Consider the following 24,045-nt stretch of genomic DNA (forward strand, 5'->3'; position numbering starts at 1 on the left):
CACCAGCGATAAATACTGTTTTCCAAGCTATTTAAGCGGAAATGTTGAACGGTTCAATAACCCTATTAAATACTGGGCGATAATAGCTGGATCCACGGTGTATACCATGGGCACGACTTGGAGCCAGGTGGAGAAATACAGGGAGCTAGCCTATGTATCAGGATTCATCTCGTTAGCCATAGTGCTAAAGTTCTTCGAGATCCCGTTTCCACTGGCATCATTCCTAAAATATGATTTCTCAGGGGTCCCCCTCGCGGTACTCGGGTTCAAGTCTATTAAGTGGGGTGTCACCGCTCTACCGGTGTACTATATTGTATCTGTTATAGCCGGCTCGGATCCCATAGGTATGGCAATGAAGACTCTTGCTGAGGCTTCAACATTCATCCCGCTTGTCCTCACCTATAAACACCTAGCGGGGAGGCTAGGGTTTAAGACAGCTTATTCTTTATCAGGTGTCATAGCTATTGCATCCAGGACTATTGTTATGACGCTTGCCAATCTAGCTGTAACGCCTTTCTGGCTCATGATCACTTATCCCAAGTATTACCCGACATATTATGCAGCCTATGATTTCACAGTGAAGTACATGCCAGAGATAGCGGTATTCAATATAAGCATATCGCTAATAATAGTGCTTGCCGCACTACCAGTCTACAGGGTCTTAGCGAGGACGGGTGTAATAAATGAGTGATAACAAGCATGTGATAATACTTAGAGACGTGTGGTTCAGGTACCCGAGGAGTGGCTGGGTTTTAAAAGGAGTAAACCTCTACGTGCGTAAAGGGGAAAGCATACTCGTGATAGGCGGCACCGGCTCCGGGAAATCCACCATGGCTAGAGTACTCAACGGCTCAGCCCTCTGGATATATAATGGTGAGTTAAAAGGCGATGTAATCGTAGACGGCTTCAAAGTACGTGAGGACAGCAATCCATGGGTGTTGGCCAGGAAGATACACGTGGTTGGGCAGAATCCCTACATGTACTTCATTAATCCATTGTTGAGGGAAGACCTTGAATTTTATGCTTACAGCCTTTATGAAGACGATGAGATAGCTGAGAGAGCATTGTGGAAGGCCGTTGAATCAGTGAGTGCGCGTGAACTCCTAGACAAGTATTTTTTCGAGTTATCCGGGGGCCAGGCCCGTAGAGCCCTGGTCGCTAAGTCAATGATAGCTGATCCAGAGGTAATAGTGTTCGATGAACCATTAATGTGGCTCGACGACAAGGGAGTCAACGAGTTCCTGAAGCTAGCCGAGGCATTGAGGTTCATGGGTAAAACACTGGTATTCATGGAGCACAGGTTCATGCCATTACTGAGTGTAGTCGACAAGGTGTACGTGATGAGGAATGGTGTGCTCGAGGATAGAACCATTGATGTATACAGGCTTAAACACGAGACGTATCCTGAAGCAGCTACAACATATAATGTATCCGTGAATAAGGGAGACCCTGTAACAGTGTTAAAAGCCGAGAACGTGTGGTATAGGGTAAACGGCTTGAACCTGCTTAAAGGTGTTGATTTAACCGTGTCTAAAGGAGACCTCTTATACATATATGGTGAAAACGGCTCCGGGAAAACCACGTTACTGAGGATATTGGCTGGCTACCTGAAGCCTGTGAAAGGCAGGGTGTGGAAGAGCGGGGAAGCAGTATATGTCCCGCAAAACATCCACATGTTCTACACCGAGGAATCCATAACAAGGGAGATAGAGGGGATCTGTAGATCATCGAGGAGTAAAAGGGAATGCATTGAAAAAGGCTTGAGGATCACGGCGGGGCTCAACGTGGATCCGTCACAGCCAGCCTTTAATCTATCCCATGGGCAAATGGTCAAGCTAGCTGTCAGCCTAGCAGGGTTGAGGGAGGAGGTTGACATAGTACTCCTCGACGAACCCTTCTCAGGCCTCACCTATGTTGACAGGGTTAAGCTTGTGAATAGCCTCATTGGGCTTGGTAAAGCGGTGGTTATAGCTGTAAGTAGTAGTGATATACTGGGGTATCCACCGGGCTCCAAGACCTACAGGCTGGAGAACGGTGTCCTACAGAGGAGTGAAGCAAAGGGGTCCACCGTGGCATCCTATGCCAGCATAGCCGCTGGGCTACTCGGTGACGCTGTGTGATCAGGGATTTAGCCTACATGTTCATCCAGTCCAAGAGGGATCCAGGCTTCAGCACGCTGTGTAAGATCATCTACTCGCTCGGCTTGATCGCCGTGCTCACTGCATCAAGGAGCATCAGCTACTCCCTCTACTACCTCTACCCAGCCATGATACTCTCCCTTGAGCTAGCAGTTCTATCATGGCTGAAGGGTTATAGGACAGTGGTGAATGGGTTAAAGCTAATCGTGGTGTTCACACTACTTGGAGCCATTATATCATACCTGGCTGTGCTGGCTGGTATGCCAGCCATTCCACCCAGTGAGATGGTTACCGGGGCTGTGAGGTTAGTTGCCTTCTTCCTAGCCTTTACACAGTTATTCCAGTTGCTAAGTGTTGATGAGTGGAGGTGCATTCTAGCAGCCCTGGGTCTACGTGATCAAGCAGTGATCCTTACACTATTATTGTCGCAGCTACCCTTAACACTCGTATACTTCAGCGAGGCATTGGTGACTATAAGCCTTAAGTATAGGGGGAGACGGATGGGTGCTTTAGTGACTCCTTTAATCTACCATACAGCATTGCTGACTCGGAGCAGGCTTGAAGCGCTTCTACAGTACCCGGTGAAGCCCTCATACTCCGGGTTGACATTGTTCAGGGTGAAAGACATATATCTATACATCATGCTAGCCCTACTAGTTCTCCCATTAATACCTGGTTTCACGGTATAATGATCTCCCTGTAGTAGTCCCTGCCCTGGCTAGTCCTCAGCGTGAGCCTTAAATGGAGGCCGGGACTCACCGTTATATCACACCCCTTGATATTGGCTGTATGAAACACCATCTCGATGGATTCACTGGGTTCAATAGGTACTGGTTGACCGGGTAGGGTATAGTGTTCAATCACTCTGTTACGCGTCACATTAACATCAATATTGCAAACCCTATTGTTGAGAAGCAGGTACTCTATGTCGGCCGTCCTACTGCCATGATTGCCGATCAGGAGCCAGATTCTCCATCCATCACCAGTATAGTTCACACTATGCGCTATGACAACTATGTCTATCCCTGTATCCATGAAGGGATTGCCCTGGATCCAGAAGACGTAGGCTATGCTTACAACTATGGTGACCGCGATTAGAACTGCTATACCTATGACCTCCCCGTCGCTAAGCATGAATCCTCTCCATCATGATCATCTCCAACGTTAAATATTAAATATTTCGGTAATACCCAGGTATAGGGCAATGTAGCTTCGGATCTCGCTTGCTAGAATTCATTAATCGAGGTGCTTCCTCCCAGGGTTTGCTACATGCTTCTTTTTATTCTACACATATAAATAACTGTATTGGTTACAGGAATTCAGAAAGGATTTAGAACCCGCAGCAGGCTCATTAATACAGGGTGGAGCCCGGGCCCAGATGTATTAGCTTCCTTAATTGCTTCACAGGGCGTTGGGGAGCTTGTGGTGCTCATGGAGAAGTGGCCGGATCCGGATGGATTCAGGGATGCTGTATCCACGTTGCTGAGGGATAAGTATGGTGTAATAGAAGTTATGCTACGCGTTGAAACAGTGTACTGTGGTACCAGCTACTGCCTATATAAATTCACTAGGGCATCATAGACCTCGAAATAATCTACTAGCCTATTAATAACTACTCAGTCAACTAATTCACATATTACAGGAAACAATTAAGCTGGATGATACCTGCTGGAGGAGAAAGCATTGTGTAGAAACACATATAAAAAATAGCATGGATTTATAAGGTATTAGCATTCCCTATGGTAACGTTATCTGCTTCGGGTACTCCTTGCCAGCTGCACTGTGTAGCTTTATCTCGAGCATTTGGCCGGCAACATAGCCTTTGACAGCAATTTCCATGTTAACTGTTTTACCCGTTCCAATAGGTATATTTATATTACTCATGTCTTGGACTTCACCATTGACGGTGATGCTTTGTACATAGCCGGTGAGACCCGATACTGGTACCCCGTTTATGAATATGTTGTCTATTGTTACGTCTACTGTTCCAACATTCTTTACTTGAAGATATATGGTCCAGCCGTCATTATTTTTCGTAGCGTATGCTGAGACTATTTGGAGGTTCTCTGTGCCCGTGAATGAGCCCACTAGGCCCGTCATCCATAATGCTACTGCGATTGCAATTGCTATTGTTACAGCTACTATTATTACTGTGGCTATAACTGGTGAAATTGCCTTCTTCATCTATCTCCACCTCGATTTATTTATTCTTGGGTCTGGTTTATAAATAATGTTTTACGGTATTCCCATTATATTTAAACATGCAGCTATTTTAACCATTATATATGGTTCTTTAGTAGTTGCCCCACCTCCTCCGTGAACTCGGCTGGGTATGCTATCACTAGTCTGTCTCCGGGTTTAAGTACGGGGTTTCTCGCTAATGGGTATGCTATCCATGTATCCCCTGTTTTAACAGCTAGGACTGTGCCCCCGTATTTCCTCAGCCATACTGTCACCCTGTCTAGGCTTGTCTCTCTTGACACCGTGACTGTCCTTATCTTCTCCCCTATTGTCTCAAATATCTTGGCGAGGACCTCGCTGTACTCCTCGGGTAGCTCCTCGAGGAGGCTCGGTATGTGACTTATAGTGTTGGATGCATCAGCTATGTCCTCGAGCTCCTTGAAGAGGATTGAGAGCCCTATGAATGTATCAGGGTTTATCATACCTGCCGCCTCCTTGAGCTTGTTTAATGCATCCAGCTGCCTCCAATCTATGTAGACTTCGAGATCCTCCACCTCCCCTATCACGCCTGGCTCGGGCTCCAGTAGCGTGTAGTGGGCTAGGTCTATCATGAGCCTCGTGTAGTCCTTGAGCTCCACTATGCTCTTTAAAACCTGCTCGAGCTCCCCGGATAACCGTTTCTCCTGTAGTGTTGCACCGTGGTCGTTGAGCATCCTGATAACGTTCTCCCTGTAACCCCTCACATATATCGTGGATTTTGCTGGTAGAATAGTCTCAGGCGAGGGGGCGAGCATCGATTTCCCAGCATGGACACTAAGCAGCACGTCGACTGGGTATACGTCGGTGAGCTCTATGACTTTAACTGGTTTCTCGAGCACTAGTTTGGCAACTATCTCTCCATCCATGAGTAATGCTATCTCATCATAGCTCAGGCTCGGCGCGTACCCGACTAGCAGTGTGTAAACTATGTCCTTGACGCTGTCCACTATCGTGTCTATTGCTGAGCCATAGTAGAAGGCTAGTAGGCTTGCCTCGGCTCCCTCCCTGGTTCTACCGTATGCCAGGGCTGTATGCATTATGAACTGGGCTAGGTTATCGTCTATCACCCTGTTTATATCTAGGACTCTCTCAGCTGCCTCAGTGTCCCTTGAGAAGTACGCGTAGAATGCTAGGTCTAAACTTATATCGCTAAGGCTCCAAATAGTCTTCAATATGCTTGCAACGGATACAGGCCTGTATCTCACTCTTGTGAATTTATCGTGGAGCCTCCTATGTTGCTCAGGCGTTAGATTCCCACTGGACACCATGCAACTCCTCGAGTGGTAGATATATATACTGTAACCCTCTTAAAAGCATCAACATGGAGTGAATAAGGGTGGAAGCATATTGCGGTGATCAGGAGATTCGTTGGCTCGCTAATACCTCTGCTAGCCCTCGCCGTGGGGGAGGTAATAGCCGGGTTGACCCTGAGATTCAATATAGAGTTACTACTAGTGTACCCAGTGTTAATGATTGTGATACCCGGGCTCATGGATCTCCGCGGTGACGTCTACGGTGCCATAGGGTATAGGCTTACAACAGCGCTACATATAGGTGCGGCTGAGCCAAGGTTGTTCACAAGGTTCAACATTATCAACACTCTTACAGGGTACACGGTATCCCTAATTACCTCGCTTGAACTATGCTTCATGGGGCTGGTACTCTCATACATGCTTAACCTCGGCTCCATGGATCCTGTTTCCCTCGTATTCATTGTGACTACGTCGACGATCATTGTTTTCCTAGTGTTAAACCCCATCGTGTTGGCTTCCGTGATAATGTTGTTTAAGAAAGGTGTGGATCCATCAGGCTTCGTCGCCGTGGTTGTCACCGGTGTAGGGGATGCCTTAACCCCTTTAACGCTAATCCTTGTGTCGCTTATGCACCAAGTGATATCATTCATAGTTAAGCTCCTCTTCGTACTAGGCGTGCTTGCATCGCTGGCTATATCATACCTCTACCTGGCCAGGATACATGAGGATAAACCGGTTAAGGAGAACGCTGTCTCATCCATTATAGCTTCCTCGGGAAGCAGCCTGGGAGGCTTTTTTGCAGCCATCAGTATTGAGGGATTGCTTAGCAGGGTCCCTGAGGTCCTCGGTGTTTTACCGGCCTTTAATGCTTTAATAGGGGCCTCCATGGGGCGTCTGGGCAACATGTTAAACATAGAGCTTCATGTGAAAGGCAGTGCTAATACCCGTAGATATCGGCGGGAAAGCCTTCTCGAGGCTATAGCTACATTCATATCGATACTTGCAGCGTACACAGTGATCCTAGCTACTAGTGGCCCAGGGATGTTCACCGTGTCAATTCTCTCAATCACTATATCATTCATACTTGTATACTCGCTCTCAGCTGTTACAACCTTCTACCTCACCACTATCTCGTTTAAGCATGGCTGGGACCCTGATAACATAGTATTTCCCTTGATGACCACGTTCGCTGATTTTGCGGGCTACCTCTCTACACTACTGATACTGGGATTAGTAATCTAAGCTAGTTATTCACGGTTCAACCCTGGTGCTGACTCCTCAACGCATTTCTCAGTTAGAAGAGTCTCGAGTAGCTCAACATACTTCAGCCCGTGGTCCGGGAAGACAACGACGACGTCTCCCCTCAGCGAACCCTCCTCCAACAGCTTCATCAAGGCATATACAGCTGCCCCCCCCCCCCGAGCTGAAGCCAGGCAGTATCCCGTCAATCCTCGCCACGTGAAGTATCCCTGTTAAGGCCTCCTCGAGCCTTACGTCGACAACTCTGTCTACTTCAACCATGTGGAGCCATTTAACACCCGTCTCCACCCTCCTGATGCCTGGGATACTTGAGCCCTGTGCTGGCTGGACCCCTATAGTCTCCACACTCTCGTACTTATTCTTAAAGTAGAATGAGAGTGCTGAGAGATGTCCGCTTGTCCCGAGCCCAGCTACGATAACACTTGGCTTAACCCCCTTGCTCATCAACTGGTAGTCGATCTCCTTGGCTGTATATCTTAAATGGACGAGGAAGTTGTAGTCGTTCTCGAACTGGTTTAATATAACAGCATTATCCCTAGATGCCTCCACAAGGACCCTGCTGAGCATGCTTATCGTTATAGGTGTTCCCTCCCTCACGACCTCAGCACCCATTGCTTTGAACACGTAGTCAACGCATCTCTGGGCTGTGGCTGGGAGATATATCCTTGTCTTCACCCCGTGATAGTTCCCGAGACCAACAAGTGCCATACCAGTGTTAGTTGAAGACGCCTCGTACAGCTTAGCAGGCTTAACTCCTCTCTCGAGGAACCTATGAAGCATGTACCATACAACCCTATCCTTTATGCTTAGGCTGAAGGGATGGTACCACTCTAGCTTAGCCCACACCCTTACATCGCTATTGCTCAGCGACTTCAGCTTAACCAGGGGGTAGGTGTATTTCTTGGCACGAGCTTCACGACTGAATCATATACCCTTAAACCGTTTCCCTGAACCTCGTGGAAGGGCTTTTGGCTTAGGTCTTGCCGAGGAGTTCTCTCACGGTTCTTCTAACAGCGTCCCTTGAAGAGAGCCTGGGCTTCCACCCTGTTGACTCCAGCTTCCTTATGTCGAGGAGCATTAATTTAACGTCTCCGGGCCATCCTCTACCATCCGGAGTGGTCTTCTTGAACACGTAGTCAACTCTCCCGAGACCCATTTCCTCCACTATTATATCTGCTATCTCGGTCACAGTCACCCAGTCATGGTTGCCCACGTTGTAAACATCTACTCCATGCATGCTATTAAGCTTATTCACAGCAAGATGCATTGTGGCCTCAACAGCATCGCTTACATGGAGATAACTCTTCCTCTGGGTCCCATCACCAAGTATCTCCAGCCTGGAGGGATTTGTCCTCAGCTTGTTTATGAAGTCAACTATGACTCCGTGATCGCTTCTCGCCCCAATTATGTTTGCGTAGCGTAGTATCAGTGCTTTAAACCCGTATAGCTCACTATACACCTGTATAAGTACCTCGGATGCCAGTTTTGATGCACCATATATGGAAATAGGCTTCAACGGATGATAGTCCTCGGGGGTAGGTATAACCGAGGGCTCACCGTAAACCGTTGAGCTACTGGCAAAGACTAGCTTATCTACGTCGCCGAGCCTCATTGCCTCCAGTACATTGAATGTCGCGACCACGTTATTCTCGAAGTGTATGCCTGGCTCCACACTCGATATCCTGACCTCAGGGTTGGCGGCATAGTGGAAAACTATATCGGCTCCTTTAAGGCCCTTCTCCCATTCTCCGCGCTTAGATAGATCCGCCTTAATGAGTCTCACTACCCCTGCATCAATATGCATCTCTATGTTCCTGGGTGAACCTGAGGACAAGTTGTCGATTACCACTACCTCATCAGCTTTAAGCCTGTAGACAAGGTAGTCGACTAAGTGGCTACCTATGAAGCCCGCTCCTCCTGTGACAACATATCTCATGCTTAATTCCTCTCCTGCATCATATAAGCTCATTACTAGGTATGGGTTTAATAAGAATTACATCAAAGTTTAAAATCTAAGGGGTCTCATCATGGAGGATCTGGGAGGATGATTTCATGATTGATAAAATAGGTATAGCATTCAAGGAGTTCTACGGTGAGAAGCCATCAATAATGGTCTCAGCACCTGGTAGACTGGACTTCCTGAATACCCACCAGGATTATAAGGGCTTACCGGTCTCAGCTATAGGAGTAAACCTTAGGACATATATTGCATTAGCGCCCAGCAATAATGGAGTCATGGCTTACTCCGAGAACCTTAACGCGGTGGATGAGTTCCACCCAGAAGAGATAACACTGAGGGGTGGTAAATGGTTCGGCGACTATATTAGGGCGGTATTCAAGGTCTTCACTGAGGAAGGATACAGGATCAAGGGGTTCAAGGCATATATTGCAAGCAATATACCCGTCGCCTCAGGGCTGGCGAGCAGTGCAGCCCTGGAAGTAGCTGTCGCCTGGGGTATAAGCGAGCTCAACGGGCTTGGGCTTAGTAGGAAGGATATAGCTGAGTATGCCTTCAAAGCCGAGAGCAAGGTCATGGGTATACCCTGCGGGAGACTAGACCAGTATGGTTCAGCCTTCGGCGGTGTAACGTTGATACATACAAGGCCCCCGTACAATGTTGAGGAACTCGGGTTCAGAGAGGGGGTTTGGCTCGTAGTGGACTCCGGGATCAGGCACTCGACAGCCGATATCCATCCACGTGTACAGGGTGAGATAGATAGGGCATTAAACGAGTTAATGAGTATTGTTCCCCCGGGCTTGAAGAGCAAGCTGGGGTATAGGTACTGGGAGCCGAGGTGGGAGGAGCTCACACTAGACGAGCTCACCCCATACCTTGATAACGTGAATAGGACTGGGGCTAGGAAGATAGAGTTCACGATTAGAATGCATTCATCCACGATGCTAGCGGTTAAGGCGTTAAAGGGGTTTAAGCCCACGGTTGGTGAGGTTGTAGAGGTCCTCGGTAGTGAATTAGCGGAGCCTGAAAAGGTGAGGTCTATTCTCTCCAGTAATACATGGAGACTGGAGCTAATAGGCTTAGTAATGAATCATCAGCATTACTTACTTAGCAAGCTATATGATGTAAGCCTCCCAGAGATAGATAGGATAGTTGAGGAAATGAATAAGCTTGGAGCACTGGGGGCCAAGCTCTCGGGAGCGGGGCTAGGCGGCTCCGTTATAGCTTTATGCAGGGATAGGGATACTGCTGGGAAAGCACTTAAAGGAGTCCTGGATTGCTGCGCACCCCGTGGATGGATAGTTGAGATAGATGAGGGAGTTAAAACGCATGGAGACAGGTGATCACTAGTGGAGAGAAGGATCCAGGAGCTGAGATGGGACCCTGTCCTCGGAGAGTGGGTCATGGTTTCAAGCATAAGGGAGGCGAGGCCCTGGCAACCCGAGGGCTTCTGCCCCTTCTGCCCCGGCGCGCCTGAGACAGGGTATGGATGGGATGCACTAATACTCAGGAACCGGTATCCCATGCTCAGCGATACCCCCTTAGAGCCGGGGAGGCATGGTTTCTACAGGACTGCGCCCTCGTATGGGAGGTGCTGGGTGGTTATTGAGACCCCTATCCATGATCTAGATGATATAAGTGATCTCCCAGTTGAACACATAGCCAGGGTACTCAACCTAGTTGTCGATAAGTACAGGGAGGAGAAGCAGGATAAAAGGCTCGTCTACTTCCTCTTCTTCAGGAATAAGGGGCGTGAAATAGGTGTATCCCTAACGCATCCTCATTCACAGATATACGTACTCCCCTTCGTGCCCGTCAGGGTGCAGAGAGAGATTGAGAACGCTAGGCGATATTATAATGAGAGTAAGGAGTGTCTTTTCTGCAGGATAATCGGGGAGGAGGAGAAGGAGAGAGTTAGAATAGTATATGATTCAAGTGACTGGATAGCCTTCATACCATTCTATGCTCACTGGCCCTTCGAGGTTCACATATACCCCAGGAGACATGTAGGCGAGTTAACGGATCTAACCAGTGATGAGGTGACTGCATTAGCCCACGCATTAAAGACGGTTCTATGTGGATTAAACAGGGTCCTCGGGAAGCCAATGCCCTACACAATGGTCCTCCACCAGAACCCCATGCACACCAGGTATCCATTCTACCACCTCCATATCGAAATATATGGCATGTACAGGACAACCGGGAAGCTAAAGTATGCCGCTGGCATGGAGACTGGTGGAGGAAACTTTACCTACGACTCCACCCCGGAGTATGTTGCAGAATTATTGAGGAAGGCTATTAGGGAGAATAAGTGTGGACACACATAGCTAGTTAAGTTTTCAACCTCGTGTGCACATAGCAGGGGGAAGACAAAAAGGTGTAATGATGGATAACGTGGATTTCTACGGTGTAAAACTACTCCTAAGCAGTAGGGTTCGGGTCTGGTGAATACCTGTAATTGCCTGCTTCACCCCCTTATTTCTTATTCCCCCGCTCTGTCCGGCTTCATCCTTACATTGGGTGGAGTATATCTAATCGATTAATGCAAATATTTTAATCAAGTAGTAAAGAGGTTTATATCAGGTGACTGTATAGTTTAATTAATTAAACTATTATGTTTAGATTAGTAATACGATTCCAAACCATAGTTTCCCAAACATGCATAAAACCACCTTATATGGAACAGTTTTACCAGATTATTTAATTATAAATTCCAACATTGAAGATATCATGGCTGGTGCATGATTCTAATGGTTATAGTGGTTTCGGAGGGTTCGAGACTTGCGTGACTACAGTATAGTTGCTGAAGGACTTGTCAAGAGATATGTGACGAGACAGAGGAAGGGACTCTTCAAGTCCACTCCCCAGGTTATTGAGGCGCTTAGAGGAGTGAGCTTTAAGGTGAGGAGGGGGGAGGTTGTCGGACTCCTGGGTCTTAATGGCGCTGGTAAGACGACTACTGTGAAGATACTTGCAACACTCCTCATACCTGATGAAGGGGATGCATGGATTAACGGATTCCACGTGGTCAAGGATGTTGATGATGTGAGGAGGGGTATAGGTGTAGTGTTTAGTGTGGAGAAGGGATTCTATGCTAAGTTGACTGGGAGGGAGAACCTGAGGTACTTTGCCGCGCTATACGGGCTCTCCAGTTCCGAGGCTGAGAAGCGTGTCGAGGAGTTGCTGAGGCTCCTCGAGCTGGATAAGCTCGGAGCATCTGATAGGCTCTTCGAGGAGTACAGTCTCGGGATGAAGGCTAGGCTTGGATTGGCGAGGGCCCTGTTAAGGGATCCACCGGTGCTTATACTCGACGAGCCAACTCTTGGATTAGATCCTCCATCAGCCAGGAAGATAAGGAGCCTAGTTAGGGAGATGGCTGGTAACGGTAAGACAATACTCTACACAACCCACAACATGTTCGAGGCCGAGCTGGTCTGTGACAAAATACTTTTGATAGATAAAGGCAGGATCATTGCTGAGGGGACACCGGGGAAGCTCAAGGAGAAAGTGGCTGGGAAGAGAACTATTGTAGCCCATGTCAGAGGAGACAAGATGATTGTCTCGAGGACGATTGAGGGACTAGAGGTTGAGAAGGTTTCCGTTGAGGAGAGTGAGGAGGGGCTCACGGTGAGGCTCCTCACAAGATCGCCTGAGGAGGTTGCAGGTATATTATTAAGGGAGCTGGTTGCGAGAGGTGTGGAAGTATACACCTTGAGGATCGAGGAGCCAACTCTTGAAGACGTCTTCATATACTTTACAAGTGGTGTGGGGCATGAGGGAACTACTTGAGATCATTAGGGCCGAATACATGTTTGTATACGGCGACATCATAAGGAGGAAGAGCGCATTTATATCTCTCCTTACATACCCATACATGCTTACAGTGTTCATACTGGGCATAGGCTATGGATTAGGAGGATTAAATACTTTCACTGAGAAAACCGGTGCAGACCCCCTCCTCTTCTATATCTCTGGTAGCTATATGATGCTGAGCATCATGGCTGTAAGCGATGACCTGCTATGGCGCCCGGACTTCGACCATTGGATGGGCACGCTACCCTATGTGCTCTTATCACCTGTTAAAAGAGTATACAGGTACGTAGCGATCCCACTGCCCCGTTTAACACTAGTGGTGCTCCTGGGCTCAACCAGTATTGTACCAGTATTCATACTCCTTCACGGTGTCTCCGGGCTCGTCGAGAGCCTCGCTATAATAGCCATGACTATAGCGGCATCCCTATCCTTTATACCGGTCTCCCTGCTAATAATGGGGTTACTGTATAGATCCACAGGTGAGAACTGGAGAGTACTCAACATCGTGAGGCCCCTCATAATGATACTGCTGGGAGTCTACTATCCCAGGTACATGATGCCCTGGGTAGCCCGTTTAATAACCTACCTGATCCCATCGAGCAGTATTATTGAGGCTGTGCAGAGGCTCCTGGCCAGTCTTGAGCTCGACTCCTACTCCTGGATGCTTATAGGGCTTGCAACAGCTCTCACATTGATCTACCTGCCTATAGGTGTTAGAAGCATTGTTAAATGGGAGGGCAAGCTCCGTGCAGCAGGGGTGAAGACGGAGTGAAGGAAGTGATCACACAGACGCTCACAGCCTACTTTAAGGCTGAGATGCTGAGAGAGCATGGTTTCTGGATAAGCCTGATAGGCTTCACTCTCTGGGGATTCCTCTTCATAGGACCTATAGTATTGTTCTCGCCGAGCAGCCTAGATAAGCAGGTTACAGCGGGCTATACGCTGGTGTCTATGCTAGTGTTCTCCTCCTATATGACTGCTACATGGGATTGGAGTAGTCACTTAAGGTGGATGCTTAGAAGCGGTGTCCTGGAGCAGGCTATCGTAGCTGGTAGAAGCTTGTACTTGTACTTTATTGGGCTCCTCCCAGTTAGCTTGATGTGGCTTGTGATAGAGTTCGGGGAGATCTATTTATTACTAACACTACTCTACGCTCCCCCATACCTCAGCGTCTCCGATCCACTCCTATTTTTCACCGTGCTTGCAATGATACTAACCGTGCTGGCGGCACATAGTCTGCTACTGGGGGCATCTATCCTTGCGTCTGGAACCAGTAATATAATAGTCGAGCTCCTCTCCTGGATAATACCTATAGCCAGTGGCGGGTTAACACCCCTTGCTTCAATGCCCCGACTGGTACAGATAGTGGCATTGGCAACGCCATACTCGTATCCAGCCGAGCTACTCAGACACGTCCTCCTTAAAGCGCCAGTAGTAATGCCTACTGATAAGCTTATCCTCTATGGTCTACCCTATGCTCTAGCATACTTGATTACAGCGTTGGCCGTCAATCACTACGTGTTTACCAGGATCAGGAGAAACGGTGTACCCTCTATAGGGATGTATTAGTTTACCATTAAATAGATATATTAAGAAAATATTATATATGTGAATATATTATATATGCAAATACTGATAATAAAAATATGGTGGACTGCATGTCTTATAAGGCTGAACTTGAGAAAATAGTCTCCATATTAAACGAACTCTCCTCTAGAACACCCGAGCTCCAGGAGTTCCTGAAGTACGTGCATGAAGCTGAATCGGCAAAGACCCTTGATGCGAAAACCAAAGAATTGATCAGCCTGGGTATAGCTATCGCTGTGAGGTGCGAACCCTGCATAATATGGCACACTAATGCAGTGGTGAATGCCGGCGCAACAATGGATGAAATACTCGACGTGATAAAGGTAGCTGTATGCATGGGCGGCGGGCCCGCCCTCATGTATGCCTTGAAAGCATATAATGTAGCGAAGGAATTTCTAGCTGGGAAGAAGTAGTCTTGGTTAACTCTGTTTTTCACCATACTTCTCCAGTAGCTCATCGCTTATCCTCTTAGTTCTTGCTATCTCGCTATAGACATACGCGCTTCTCCTCGGCTTCCTCTCAAACGTCGAGTAGTCTACCTCGAACAAGCCGAACCTCTGCTCGAAGCCCTTATCCCATTCATAGTTATCCATGAAGCTCCAGTAATAGTAGCCGTGTATAGGTATACCCTCGGATAAAGCCTTGTAGACATATTGGAGGTGCCTCACAATCGAGAGTATCCTTAACTCATCATCTTTAACGGCTACACCGTTCTCCGTGATAATGATATCCCTCCTGTATCTATCATAGACTTCTCTCGTCACCTCATAGATCCCCCTGGGGTATATACAGTACCCCATAGTGGTCCACAACCCTGTGTCAAGAGGCCTCACATCCATGAACATCTTCAAGGGGTTGAACACGTGTTTAACCACGAACCCACTATAATAGTTGACGCCGATGAAGTCCATATCGCTCTCCTCAATCCTCTTTATCCCTCTCAGTGAAACATATTCTCCCTGGAGTACCCCTTTCAGGAACCCGTGGTTATATACCTCCCTAGCTTTCTCGCATGCATTGAGATCCCGTCTACCATCACTAGCCGGCTTGAAGGATATCAGGTTCTGGGCTACCCCTACTTTCCCCCTTCCTTTGAGGACCTCGTAGGCCTCCTTATAAGCCTTCACGATGTTCACTGCTGCCTTATCAGCTATCTTCAGACTTTTGTAGCCAGGGGGCCACGCGCCCATTATGTAGCCCTGGAGAATGTAAACATTTGGCTCGTTGAAGACAACCCAGTAGTTCACCCCTTTAACACTATCCACAACTGCTTCAACATACCTCCTGAAGTAGGATATGTTCTCCTCTCTAAGCCATCCCCCTTTATCAATAAACCATTTGGGGCTCGTGAAATGGTGTAGTGTGACCACTGGGGTTATCCCGTGCTTTCTTAGGAGCTCCACGATCTCCACGTACCTGTTTAAAGCCCTCTCATCGAACAAGTTCTCCTGGGGGAATATCCTGCTCCACTCTATGGAGAACCTGTATCCATCGTAGCCGAGCCTACTCATCAACTCTATGTCTTCACGGTAGAGTTCCCAGTGATTGCATGCCTTTCCTGATTTAACTCTTAGCCTTCCAGTTGTCTCCCAATACCACCAGTCATTATACATGTTGTCTCCTTCAATCTGGTGGGAAGCCGTTGCTGTTCCAAAAGTGAAATCCCGGGGAAATTCTATCAAGGGTATCTCCTCTTATTATCTAGAATATCTAGGTGGGAGCTATAAAAATAAAGCTTTATAGATAACATTATTAAGTAATTATGTATCGGGAAAAGGTGGCACACGTGTCGCTCTTTAGGCGTAAGAGAAGTGTGCCTTTAAGGGTAAGCGATATCATGTCGGCTCCACCGATCACGATAAAGGAGACGGAGTCCGTGGAGAAAGCCGCCAAACTAATGTTCGAGAACAATACCTCAAGTGTCATAGTGGTCAACAGTGATGGCTTGCTAACAGGTATCGTGACAGCTAAGGATGTAGTGGCGGCTGTTGCACTAGGTAAGATAGGTCAGGACATACCGGTGGCAAGATTCATGAAGGAGAATCCGTTAACCATAAGCCCTGATGCGCATATAACTGAAGCCCTTGAGAAGATGAGGGAGTTCAATGTAAGGCACCTGCCAGTCGTAGATAAAAATAATAAGCCTGTTGGAATGGTCAGCGTTAGAGACATCATGGATATTCTCTTAACACTCCTCAAGATAATCGAGTAGAAACCTCTCCTCAAGGCGTCAAATCCATACCGTTTTTCTCCCTAATTCTCTCCTCAAGCACCCTGAGCCACTCAGGTACCTTGAAACCCTGCACCGCTCTGCTCTTATCATAGGGCTTTATATCGAGTACGGGAGTACCATCGAAGAGGTCGAGGCCTCTGACGTAGATCCTGTTCTTCTCTATCTTCTCCACCTCCACGATGGTTAACGCTATTGGATTAGGCCTGTGGGGACTATCAGTAGCGAACACGCCAAGCTCCGGGAGCTCCTCTAGCTTGAAGCCTAACCTCAGGAGTCTCCTTGGCTTAACAATCAAAGTGTTCCTGGCTTCACCAGGTACTTTGTGAAGATATGCCACTATTATTATATGGGAGAAGCCCTCTAATCCCTTGAGGCCCTCAGCGTACTCCGGCAGTACCTCAATAAATCCCTTCACAATGTTTTTATCCAGGGCGTTCTTGACCTCTTCATCCGGTGCACCCGTCCTCACGAATCCGATGGGCTTCAACACTATATCCATGATAACTCCCATTAACTAGCATTTCTCCCCGTCTTAAAGAGCGAGGCTTCCAGTTGTAACTGTATTTATTCATCCCTTCTTAAACACACTACATGAGTAAGCCAGTGCCTACAGGAATATTAAGGAGTTCAGGTCCCATGTAGGTTTATTTAAATTGGTTTCATCCCCTCGTTTTTGTTCCCCCTGTATCCTGCTTGGGCTTGCATATGGCTTAGGGGCGTTCAGGGTGACATCACATCTTGAGTGCTTCAGGAATAGGTTTATGCATGCCACCCTATCCCTGTCTCCGGTGAACCCGTGCTCCGGGTACTTGAGGATCCTGTAGCATTCTCGAAACACTTGGGATGAGGAGTCGAGGCTGGTTTGAGAAGATGAAACATCTACACGACAAAAAAGTATATGCAATAATAATAGCGGAAGACTAACACCAACACATACAAACCATTATAAAACCAGAAACAACTTGGCGAGGCTAGGGGTGAAGAAGGCTCTCTGCGTGTTTTACACAGCGTCATTCATGCTTGGAGTGGTTGAGGGAGCCTACTACACGGTTTCACGTGACATAGTGTATAAACACATGGGCTTGAACTACATCTTCATGAGCATCCTCATAGCCTCTGAGACCATGCCCGGCTTCTTCTCGGTTGTAGGAGGCATGGTAAGCGATATCATTGGTAGGAGGGGGATGCTACTGCTCGGCATATTGTCCTCAATGCCCCTCGCATTAATAGGCTTCACCAGTGTAGAGTTCATCCCCCTGCTAATATTAGTCCACGGTGTTACAACAAGCATGGTTCAGCCTACTCGTTAATGGGCGCCTCAAACTCCCTTGGATGGGCAATTGGAGGAGTCCTCGGGGGATACATAACTGAATACCTACCCTACTCCACAGGCATGTCCCTCCTAGGCACCCTAGTCTTCACGGGTTACATGTTTATCTATGCATCATACCCTGATGAAGTGGTCTATCCTAGAGCGGGGCTCAAAGATGTAGTTGAAGGCGTGAGGAGAGTTTGAATGCTCTTCATGGTTTCACTCCTAGCCTTCACCGGTACAAGGTTTTTCTTCAGCAATTACGTGCTAGTTGTTAGATCCATGCTGGGAAACCCCATGTTATTCGGGCTGGTGGTCAACACTATACCAGCTTTAACCGGGGCATTAATATGGCCACTACTAGGCAAGGCATTTGATAAGGGTAGCCCTTCCCTCCTTGTTGCAACAGCTATCCTCGAGTATGCTTTATTCATAGTTCTCTTCCTCCATGTGAGTGATCCACTAGTAGTAGCAATATTATGGGCTTTCCCAATATACCCCCTCCTAGAGCAGGGGTTAGTAATATCGATTTCGAGGAAGCTACCAGGTAAACTACAGTTGATTACATCAGGCGTCTTCACCACCAGTATAAGCATTGTAGGGGCATTAATACTGGTTCTCGGGGGATACTTCAACAAAATAGATATGATAGGCTATACCTCACTCTTCATACTCTTCCGTAGTCTAGGATTCTTAATCCTCGGCACATTCAGGAGGAAGTGATATTGTAATTACTTACTCCTTATTACTTACTCCTTGGCAGCCGCATCCTTTCATCTTCATGTATGCATCGATAGCCGCGTTTATTAATGGATGCATTACTGGTGAGTATTTTAATAACGGGTGTGAGCCATGCTGGAGTCCTATGATTAAGTCCTCTATCCTTAGAGAGCCCTGCATGGCTACTGCTATGGTGTTCGTTATTTCCGCTACCTCATTGCAGGCTCCAGCCACCTGTCCACCTATTAGTCTACCATCCTGGAGGAAGAGGAGCTTCACCTGTACCTGGCATCCACCGGGGAACCATACTGGGTGTCTGTTTACTGCTTTAGCCCTCCCAACAATGTATGACACTCCCTGGTTCAATGCATGAGTCTCTATGTAGCCTGCAGCACCCATTACTATGTTGCCTATCCTGGTTACTGTGACCGGTATCCTTCCCATCCTGCTAGGGCTTAAAGCCACGCCTTTAATAGCTGATACAACTCTCCTAGCCTCCTCGCATGCCAGGGTAGCTAGCTTTATATCCCTCATACCACTTGTGAGGAAGTCCCGTTTCACTATGCAGTCCCCTGCAGCGTACACGTATGGCTTCCCTGTCTGCATGTAGTCGTTGACGATTACGCCCTGTCTCAACACGTCGAGGCCTGCTTTAACTGCTAACTCTGTATCGGGAACCCATGTAGGCACTATGATAACAATATCAGCCTCCACAGTCTCCCCATTGTCGAGCTCTACACCCTTAACACTTGTCTCACCAAGTATTCTCTTAATCCTTGTATTAGTGTATATCTTCACGCCCTTGGATACAAGCTCCTTTTCGGCTATCTCAGCGAACTCGCTGTCGAAGTATCTTGATAAAATATATCTTCTCCTAGAGATCACTGTGACCCCTCTCTTAACATGGTCTGTGAGTCCTGGGATACCGCTTAAGGCATCAGCCAGCTCAATTGTTGTCAACCCGCTTCCAACAACCACTATCCTGATCCCGTCATGGTTCACCACTTTCCTCAGTTCAGCCAGTTTATCATAATCCTTTCCTAGAACGTATACTCCTTGGAGCTCCACTCCTTCAACCTTGTAGGCCTCGGGCTTGGAGCCCGTGGCTATTATCAGGTTGCCGAAGGATACCTCTACACCATTCCTGGTTTTAACAACCCTGTTCTCCGTGTCGACTCCAACTACCTCATCAACTAATATTTCCACCCCTAACATGGATGCGTAATTGTATGGCATTAAGTAGTCTTCGAGGGGTCTGTTACCGGCTATAGCGTATGGGAGTGCGCAGACTATGGGAATCTTATCGCTCCTAGTTATCATTAAGACGCTTAGCTCAGGGTAGAGCATCCTAGCTGTTAAGGCAGCTGTGAACCCGGCTGCCCCACCGCCTATCACGACTACATCATATCTCCTCATGTTAGATTCGCCAAACACATATATTTATCCATGTACTATATATCAGTCATATATTGTTTTCAAGCACTATTCTTCCAAGAGATCCCTTAGGTTCTCGGGGATAGAGGGCTCCTTGACAGGCTCCTCCTCGTAGAGCTTATTCCTTAATGCCTCTAACTGCTCGATTGGTCTGCCCATGTACTCAGCAGCAGTGATAACCCTTACATCATGCTTCGACCCGTATTCAATGACTTCAGCCATTCTCTCCCTGTATTTGAGGTCGCGGAGGAGATGGTGGTCCACGATAACTGTCTTTACCCCGACATCAATAATCTTTTTCAAGTTATCGATGCTGGCCTCGAGGCTCTTAACGGAGTACCTGTAGCCAAGCATGTATGAGAGGGCTCCGTCAACCACTATGATACCCGGCTTCTCCTCCAGTATGAAGCCCATGTGCTCCTCTAGACAGGGTCCCTCCACATCGCTTGTGTACAGGAATACCTTGTCCCCATGTCTAATACTCACCTCTACAACGTATCCAAGCCTAGTGCTTGGTCCATGGGGCACAGCCTGGCTCATCTTTACCACTGTATCCCCGAATCTAACCATGCTTCCCTCGGCTACATGAACCTCCCTAGCCAGCTCTTTAACCTGCTTAAGGAACCTTGATGCACGGATCCTCTGGCTTACATTAATATTGTTTACAGGGTCCTTCACGTAGATGATCTTATCACGGTATATGTCGAGAGATATAAGAAAGCCGGGGTCGTGGTGGTCGTAGTGGTAGTGTGTTATGATTATAACGTCAGCCTTGTACGCAGCCTCCTCGATCTCCCTTCCAGCCATAATTAGTCTATCAACTTCCCTGGGGTGCGGAGGCAATCCGTATCTCCTGGGGGCTAGTGAGACAGCCGGGTCAATATGTATCCTGACGTCATGGGTTGATATGAATGTAGACATTGATCTAACTCCCATACTATCAAAAGCCAGAAGCCTTACCTCCAAGACCCTCCACGCTCACACAAGATATAATCTAGATTAGACCAAAATATAAAACACTCAGCCAGCTACAGTAAGCAGCTTCCTGAGCACTGAGAGAGAGGTTGAGAGGAGGGTTAAACCTATTAACAGCGAGAGGAGAGATGGGAGTACTTCACCAGTGTAGAGTAACCATACTGATACAGCTAGGAAGACTATTGATGCAATAAGTAGGATCACGAATGCTGCTTTAACAATATTAGATGTCAAGTAATCCACTATCCCTCACCCGCTACATTACCTTAAAAATAGTGTAAGTATTAAAGCGTACAGTAGTGAAGCCAGAAGCATGAGTCTACCGGGGATTAATCCCCCTCTATAATAGACCGCTAACCCCAGTAGAGCAAGGTAAACCAGTGCATACACGTGTATCTCCATGTAGACATTGATCGAGAGGACGAATGCTAGAACCAGAGATACATACCATAATGCATCCTCAACTCCTTCAACACTGTGCTCCAATAACCCCTCAATCCACGCTAAAGCATCTTCCCCTCCCCGTACCAGGAGCAGTGAAGTAGTGAAGTATATTGTTAAATAAATAAATGACGAAGACCATGCATCAAGACCCGGCAAGCTATTAGTGTTGAGCAGCAACGCTATCAATGCACCGAAGACCAGGAAGAAAAACTGGGTGGAGTAAGTCTCGAGGAACATCACTCCAATCCCTATATTGGGCCCCCTGATCCTATACACGTACTCAAGGAAGCCAGCGACCACGAGTAGAAGTGGTGAGAGGATCAATGAGGGATCAGGTTGGACGATAGTTGAGAGAATTGAGACAACTAGAAGCATAAGTGGGGTTGCACCGATGCCTAGCAGTAGGTCTAATAGCACAAAAGGCGGGAGCAGTATCAGCGTGATAAATAAGTAGATCACTATACAACCACCCTTAAATCCTCCTCGAAGATAAATGCCTCAACACCCGTCTCACCCACCAGCTCCCTCACGACCGCGGCGAGTTCTTTTCCCCTTAATCCAGCGTATACATCATAGTCGAACCTGGGTAAGACCACTATCGTCCTACCGGGTGCCAGGGATGCCATCTCCTTCACTGGGTCAACGCCGTCCTCAACCAGTGTTACAGGATTAGTGACAATGATAACTGAATCATATCTCCTGCCACTAGTGTAGGCAAGCACCTGCTTAATAGTTGACAGGGGGACCTCGCAGCCCCCGCCTGGTTGCAGGGTACTGATGAGGGAGTAGAATGCCTCACTGGGGTCTCTCCAGGCATCGAAGTATATCTTCGGCGACTGCTCCGTGCACATTACCACATCCACGTGGGCCATCACTGTTGAGAGGCTCTCCAACAGAGATCGAGCGAGCCTCAGCTGCACGTGGGCCAGGGTGTTCACGCCTGAGCCTATCTCCCAGAGCCTTTTACGGATGTCAATCACTAGAAGGATGGAGGGCCTTACATCGCCATAGTCCTCTCTCACCATTAGGTTCCCAGTCTTAGCATAATGTTTCCAGAGTATCCTCCTAACATCGTCGCCGGGAAAGTACTCTCTTATATTAGCTAGATCATATTCTCCACCGAAGGCATGGCCCCTCGTATTGATGCCTGTAATTCTCTCAATACTCTTCAGGGCTTCATCGATCCTTGTGTAGAGGGGTTGAGCAACAATATAATTACGTAGCTCGATTGATAAGGTATCATAGAAGAATGAAAGCGGATCAGTGAAAACCAGGCGGAGACCAGGAAGGTCGATCCTGCCTGGAGCAAGGGCTTTGACACGATAGCTCAGAATACTCTTCGAGTAGGCTGGGAGGAAAACCGTGAAGACGGGTTTCACCTCTGGCTGGATATACCTCGGGAAATCCTCTATGACGAGTACCCTTGGTATGCTTCTACCGGTGTCATTGCTCAACTCCACACCGATCTCAACGGTCTCAAGCTCCAGGATGCTTCTACTGGGGATTCTCCTGGAGACCTTTACCTCGTTGATCACCGATGAGACATCCCTGAACAAGTAGTATTCACTAATGAAGATGGAGACAGCTAGCAGTGATAACAAGTAGTAGAAGGGGTTCATGGATGCAATGGAGTATATGATAGAGAGCGTAGTGAGCACGAGGTATACTATACCTGTACTTGTAATCTTCAAGGAGGCTCCACCTTCTCGAGGATATCATCTATGATCGACTCAGGCGTGAGCTTCGACAACCTCGCCTCACTCCTCAATATCAGCCTATGAGATAAGGCAGCGTATACAACCTGTTTAACATCATCAGGTATAACATAGCTCCTCCCCTGTATCAAGGCAAGGCTCCTCGAGAGGAGTAGGAGGGCTATTGCACCCCTCGGCGATGCCCCTAGCTTAACCATTGGGTGTCTCCTTGTCGCCTCAACTATGGTGGCTATATACTTCATAATGTTTTCATCCACGTATATCCTCTTAGATAAAGCCATCAGTCTCAACACAGTGTCCCTGTCCAGCACGGGCTTCAAGTCCTCTAGCACAGCTATCTTGTCAAACCTCTTCAAGACCTCAATTGTCTCATCTATTGATGGATACCCTATCATAACCCTGGCCAGGAACCTGTCAACCTGGGCCTCAGGCAGGGGGAAAGTGCCCTCTGTTTCAACAGGGTTCATCGTGGCAATAACTAGGAATGGCTCCGGCAACTTATACGTCTCACCCTCAACCGTTACCTGTCTCTCCTGCATAGCTTCCAAGAGGGCTGACTGTGTTTTAGGTGGCGCCCTGTTAACTTCATCGAATAGGAGTATATTCGTGAATACTGGGCCCTTCCTGAAAACAAAGCCTCCTGTCCTGGGATCATAGATGTTAACCCCTATCACGTCTGATGGGAGTAGATCCGGTGTAGCCTGTATCCTCTTGAACTCTAATCCAAGTGTGATGGCTAACGCCTTAGCCATAAGCGTCTTAGCTGTACCGGGCACACCCTCGAGCAGTACATGACCCTGTGAGAAAAGAGTTGCAAGGATTATCTGAAGCTCCCTCGTCTTACCCACGATCTTCCTCTGAATATTACTAATGCATGTATCTAATAGCATCTTATAGTATTCAACCTCCCCCTTGCTGACACCAGTATCAGGCATTACTGAGAAACCTCCATGCCACAGCATAACTGTATCTTGAACCATATAA

The 24,045-nt window shown here is 47.6% G+C and carries 28 protein-coding genes; 15 read left to right on the top strand and 13 right to left on the bottom strand.

Going from position 1 to position 24,045, the window contains the following annotated elements; all coding sequences use genetic code 11:
• Positions 1-106: 106 nt before the first annotated feature.
• The 3 genes from SPHMEL_RS03160 to SPHMEL_RS03175 are packed head-to-tail and all read left to right on the top strand — an operon-like array spanning position 107 to position 2,827.
• Positions 107-691: an ECF transporter S component gene (locus tag SPHMEL_RS03160; RefSeq protein WP_042667327.1), complete on the top strand. Its 585-nt coding sequence runs from the start codon at positions 107-109 to the stop codon at positions 689-691.
• On the top strand, positions 684-2,120 hold the full coding sequence (locus tag SPHMEL_RS03170) for an ATP-binding cassette domain-containing protein (RefSeq protein ID WP_084322125.1): 1,437 nt from the start codon (positions 684-686) through the stop codon (positions 2,118-2,120). Before SPHMEL_RS03160 ends, SPHMEL_RS03170 begins: the two co-directional genes overlap by 8 nt.
• Complete coding sequence (locus tag SPHMEL_RS03175) at positions 2,117-2,827, top strand: hypothetical protein (protein WP_012607935.1); 711 nt, start codon at positions 2,117-2,119, stop codon at positions 2,825-2,827. Before SPHMEL_RS03170 ends, SPHMEL_RS03175 begins: the two co-directional genes overlap by 4 nt.
• On the opposite strand, the gene SPHMEL_RS03180 is transcribed toward SPHMEL_RS03175, so the two are convergent.
• Entirely contained in the window at positions 2,817-3,272 is a 456-nt protein-coding gene (locus SPHMEL_RS03180) for a hypothetical protein (RefSeq protein ID WP_042667328.1), read from the bottom strand. The genes SPHMEL_RS03175 and SPHMEL_RS03180 overlap by 11 nt on opposite strands.
• A 297-nt stretch (positions 3,273-3,569) precedes the next feature.
• Here SPHMEL_RS03180 and SPHMEL_RS07420 point away from each other — a divergent pair, with 297 nt between their 5' ends.
• On the top strand, positions 3,570-3,719 hold the full coding sequence (locus SPHMEL_RS07420) for a hypothetical protein (RefSeq protein ID WP_198011712.1): 150 nt from the start codon (positions 3,570-3,572) through the stop codon (positions 3,717-3,719).
• A gap of 156 nt (positions 3,720-3,875) precedes the next feature.
• On the opposite strand, the gene SPHMEL_RS03185 is transcribed toward SPHMEL_RS07420, so the two are convergent.
• Entirely contained in the window at positions 3,876-4,322 is a 447-nt protein-coding gene (locus SPHMEL_RS03185) for an archaellin/type IV pilin N-terminal domain-containing protein (protein WP_042667329.1), read from the bottom strand.
• Between the two features lie 95 nt (positions 4,323-4,417).
• On the bottom strand, positions 4,418-5,626 hold the full coding sequence (locus tag SPHMEL_RS03190) for a potassium channel family protein (RefSeq protein ID WP_042667330.1): 1,209 nt from the start codon (positions 5,624-5,626) through the stop codon (positions 4,418-4,420).
• An 84-nt stretch (positions 5,627-5,710) separates the two neighbouring features.
• Between SPHMEL_RS03190 and SPHMEL_RS03195 the strand changes: the two genes are divergently transcribed.
• Positions 5,711-6,853 (top strand): magnesium transporter, encoded by a 1,143-nt coding sequence (locus SPHMEL_RS03195; protein ID WP_042667331.1) that lies wholly within the window; start codon positions 5,711-5,713, stop codon positions 6,851-6,853.
• A 72-nt stretch (positions 6,854-6,925) separates the two neighbouring features.
• Here the strand turns inward: SPHMEL_RS03195 and SPHMEL_RS03200 are convergent, their stop codons facing one another.
• A complete protein-coding gene (locus tag SPHMEL_RS03200; RefSeq protein ID WP_232216737.1) occupies positions 6,926-7,717 on the bottom strand; it encodes a pyridoxal-phosphate dependent enzyme in 792 nt (263 codons plus the stop codon).
• A 127-nt stretch (positions 7,718-7,844) separates the two neighbouring features.
• A complete protein-coding gene (locus tag SPHMEL_RS03205; protein WP_042667928.1) occupies positions 7,845-8,807 on the bottom strand; it encodes an NAD-dependent epimerase/dehydratase family protein in 963 nt (320 codons plus the stop codon).
• Between the two features lie 116 nt (positions 8,808-8,923).
• Here SPHMEL_RS03205 and SPHMEL_RS03210 point away from each other — a divergent pair, with 116 nt between their 5' ends.
• The 6 genes from SPHMEL_RS03210 (at position 8,924) to SPHMEL_RS03235 (ending at position 14,641) form a co-directional block, all read left to right on the top strand.
• Positions 8,924-10,171 (top strand): galactokinase, encoded by a 1,248-nt coding sequence (locus tag SPHMEL_RS03210; RefSeq protein WP_042667332.1) that lies wholly within the window; start codon positions 8,924-8,926, stop codon positions 10,169-10,171.
• Positions 10,172-10,177: 6 nt separating this feature from the next.
• Positions 10,178-11,155: a galactose-1-phosphate uridylyltransferase gene (galT, locus tag SPHMEL_RS03215; RefSeq protein ID WP_042667333.1), complete on the top strand. Its 978-nt coding sequence runs from the start codon at positions 10,178-10,180 to the stop codon at positions 11,153-11,155.
• Between the two features lie 454 nt (positions 11,156-11,609).
• A complete protein-coding gene (locus SPHMEL_RS03220) occupies positions 11,610-12,617 on the top strand; it encodes an ABC transporter ATP-binding protein (protein ID WP_012607925.1) in 1,008 nt (335 codons plus the stop codon).
• Positions 12,601-13,413 carry an ABC transporter permease gene (locus tag SPHMEL_RS03225; RefSeq protein WP_042667334.1) on the top strand — a complete coding sequence of 271 codons (813 nt, stop codon included), beginning with the start codon at positions 12,601-12,603 and terminating at the stop codon, positions 13,411-13,413. Before SPHMEL_RS03220 ends, SPHMEL_RS03225 begins: the two co-directional genes overlap by 17 nt.
• Positions 13,410-14,210 (top strand): hypothetical protein, encoded by an 801-nt coding sequence (locus tag SPHMEL_RS03230; RefSeq protein ID WP_012607923.1) that lies wholly within the window; start codon positions 13,410-13,412, stop codon positions 14,208-14,210. The genes SPHMEL_RS03225 and SPHMEL_RS03230 overlap by 4 nt, the downstream gene beginning before the upstream one ends.
• A gap of 89 nt (positions 14,211-14,299) precedes the next feature.
• Positions 14,300-14,641, top strand: coding sequence for a carboxymuconolactone decarboxylase family protein (locus SPHMEL_RS03235; protein WP_042667335.1), 342 nt, complete (start codon positions 14,300-14,302; stop codon positions 14,639-14,641).
• 6 nt (positions 14,642-14,647) lie between these two features.
• On the opposite strand, the gene SPHMEL_RS03240 is transcribed toward SPHMEL_RS03235, so the two are convergent.
• A complete protein-coding gene (locus tag SPHMEL_RS03240) occupies positions 14,648-15,910 on the bottom strand; it encodes a glycoside hydrolase family 1 protein (RefSeq protein ID WP_084322127.1) in 1,263 nt (420 codons plus the stop codon).
• Positions 15,911-16,014: 104 nt separating this feature from the next.
• Here SPHMEL_RS03240 and SPHMEL_RS03245 point away from each other — a divergent pair, with 104 nt between their 5' ends.
• A complete protein-coding gene (locus tag SPHMEL_RS03245; RefSeq protein ID WP_042667337.1) occupies positions 16,015-16,440 on the top strand; it encodes a CBS domain-containing protein in 426 nt (141 codons plus the stop codon).
• A 10-nt stretch (positions 16,441-16,450) separates the two neighbouring features.
• Here the strand turns inward: SPHMEL_RS03245 and tsaA are convergent, their stop codons facing one another.
• Complete coding sequence (tsaA, locus tag SPHMEL_RS03250) at positions 16,451-16,960, bottom strand: tRNA (N6-threonylcarbamoyladenosine(37)-N6)-methyltransferase TrmO (protein WP_042667929.1); 510 nt, start codon at positions 16,958-16,960, stop codon at positions 16,451-16,453.
• 478 nt (positions 16,961-17,438) lie between these two features.
• Here tsaA and SPHMEL_RS03255 point away from each other — a divergent pair, with 478 nt between their 5' ends.
• The 3 genes from SPHMEL_RS03255 to SPHMEL_RS07505 are packed head-to-tail and all read left to right on the top strand — an operon-like array spanning position 17,439 to position 18,496.
• Positions 17,439-17,771 carry a hypothetical protein gene (locus SPHMEL_RS03255; protein WP_042667338.1) on the top strand — a complete coding sequence of 111 codons (333 nt, stop codon included), beginning with the start codon at positions 17,439-17,441 and terminating at the stop codon, positions 17,769-17,771.
• Positions 17,771-17,977 (top strand): hypothetical protein, encoded by a 207-nt coding sequence (locus tag SPHMEL_RS03260; protein ID WP_042667339.1) that lies wholly within the window; start codon positions 17,771-17,773, stop codon positions 17,975-17,977. The genes SPHMEL_RS03255 and SPHMEL_RS03260 overlap by 1 nt, the downstream gene beginning before the upstream one ends.
• Positions 17,978-18,496 (top strand): hypothetical protein, encoded by a 519-nt coding sequence (locus SPHMEL_RS07505; RefSeq protein WP_232216738.1) that lies wholly within the window; start codon positions 17,978-17,980, stop codon positions 18,494-18,496.
• Between the two features lie 12 nt (positions 18,497-18,508).
• Here the strand turns inward: SPHMEL_RS07505 and SPHMEL_RS03270 are convergent, their stop codons facing one another.
• The 6 genes from SPHMEL_RS03270 to SPHMEL_RS03295 all read right to left on the bottom strand — a co-directional run bounded on the left by SPHMEL_RS03270 (position 18,509) and on the right by SPHMEL_RS03295 (position 23,996).
• Entirely contained in the window at positions 18,509-19,909 is a 1,401-nt protein-coding gene (locus tag SPHMEL_RS03270) for an FAD-dependent oxidoreductase (RefSeq protein ID WP_042667340.1), read from the bottom strand.
• 66 nt (positions 19,910-19,975) lie between these two features.
• Complete coding sequence (locus SPHMEL_RS03275; protein ID WP_042667341.1) at positions 19,976-20,893, bottom strand: hypothetical protein; 918 nt, start codon at positions 20,891-20,893, stop codon at positions 19,976-19,978.
• 54 nt (positions 20,894-20,947) lie between these two features.
• Positions 20,948-21,145, bottom strand: coding sequence for a hypothetical protein (locus SPHMEL_RS03280; RefSeq protein WP_042667342.1), 198 nt, complete (start codon positions 21,143-21,145; stop codon positions 20,948-20,950).
• Positions 21,146-21,163: 18 nt separating this feature from the next.
• On the bottom strand, positions 21,164-21,805 hold the full coding sequence (locus SPHMEL_RS03285) for a hypothetical protein (RefSeq protein WP_042667343.1): 642 nt from the start codon (positions 21,803-21,805) through the stop codon (positions 21,164-21,166).
• Positions 21,805-23,037 carry a DUF58 domain-containing protein gene (locus SPHMEL_RS03290; RefSeq protein WP_042667344.1) on the bottom strand — a complete coding sequence of 411 codons (1,233 nt, stop codon included), beginning with the start codon at positions 23,035-23,037 and terminating at the stop codon, positions 21,805-21,807. The genes SPHMEL_RS03285 and SPHMEL_RS03290 overlap by 1 nt, the downstream gene beginning before the upstream one ends.
• Positions 23,034-23,996: an AAA family ATPase gene (locus tag SPHMEL_RS03295; RefSeq protein WP_042667345.1), complete on the bottom strand. Its 963-nt coding sequence runs from the start codon at positions 23,994-23,996 to the stop codon at positions 23,034-23,036. The genes SPHMEL_RS03290 and SPHMEL_RS03295 overlap by 4 nt, the downstream gene beginning before the upstream one ends.
• Between the last annotated feature and the right edge of the window lie 49 nt (positions 23,997-24,045).

The organism is Desulfurococcus amylolyticus Z-533 (assembly GCF_000513855.1).
Lineage (GTDB): Archaea > Thermoproteota > Thermoprotei_A > Sulfolobales > Desulfurococcaceae > Desulfurococcus > Desulfurococcus amylolyticus.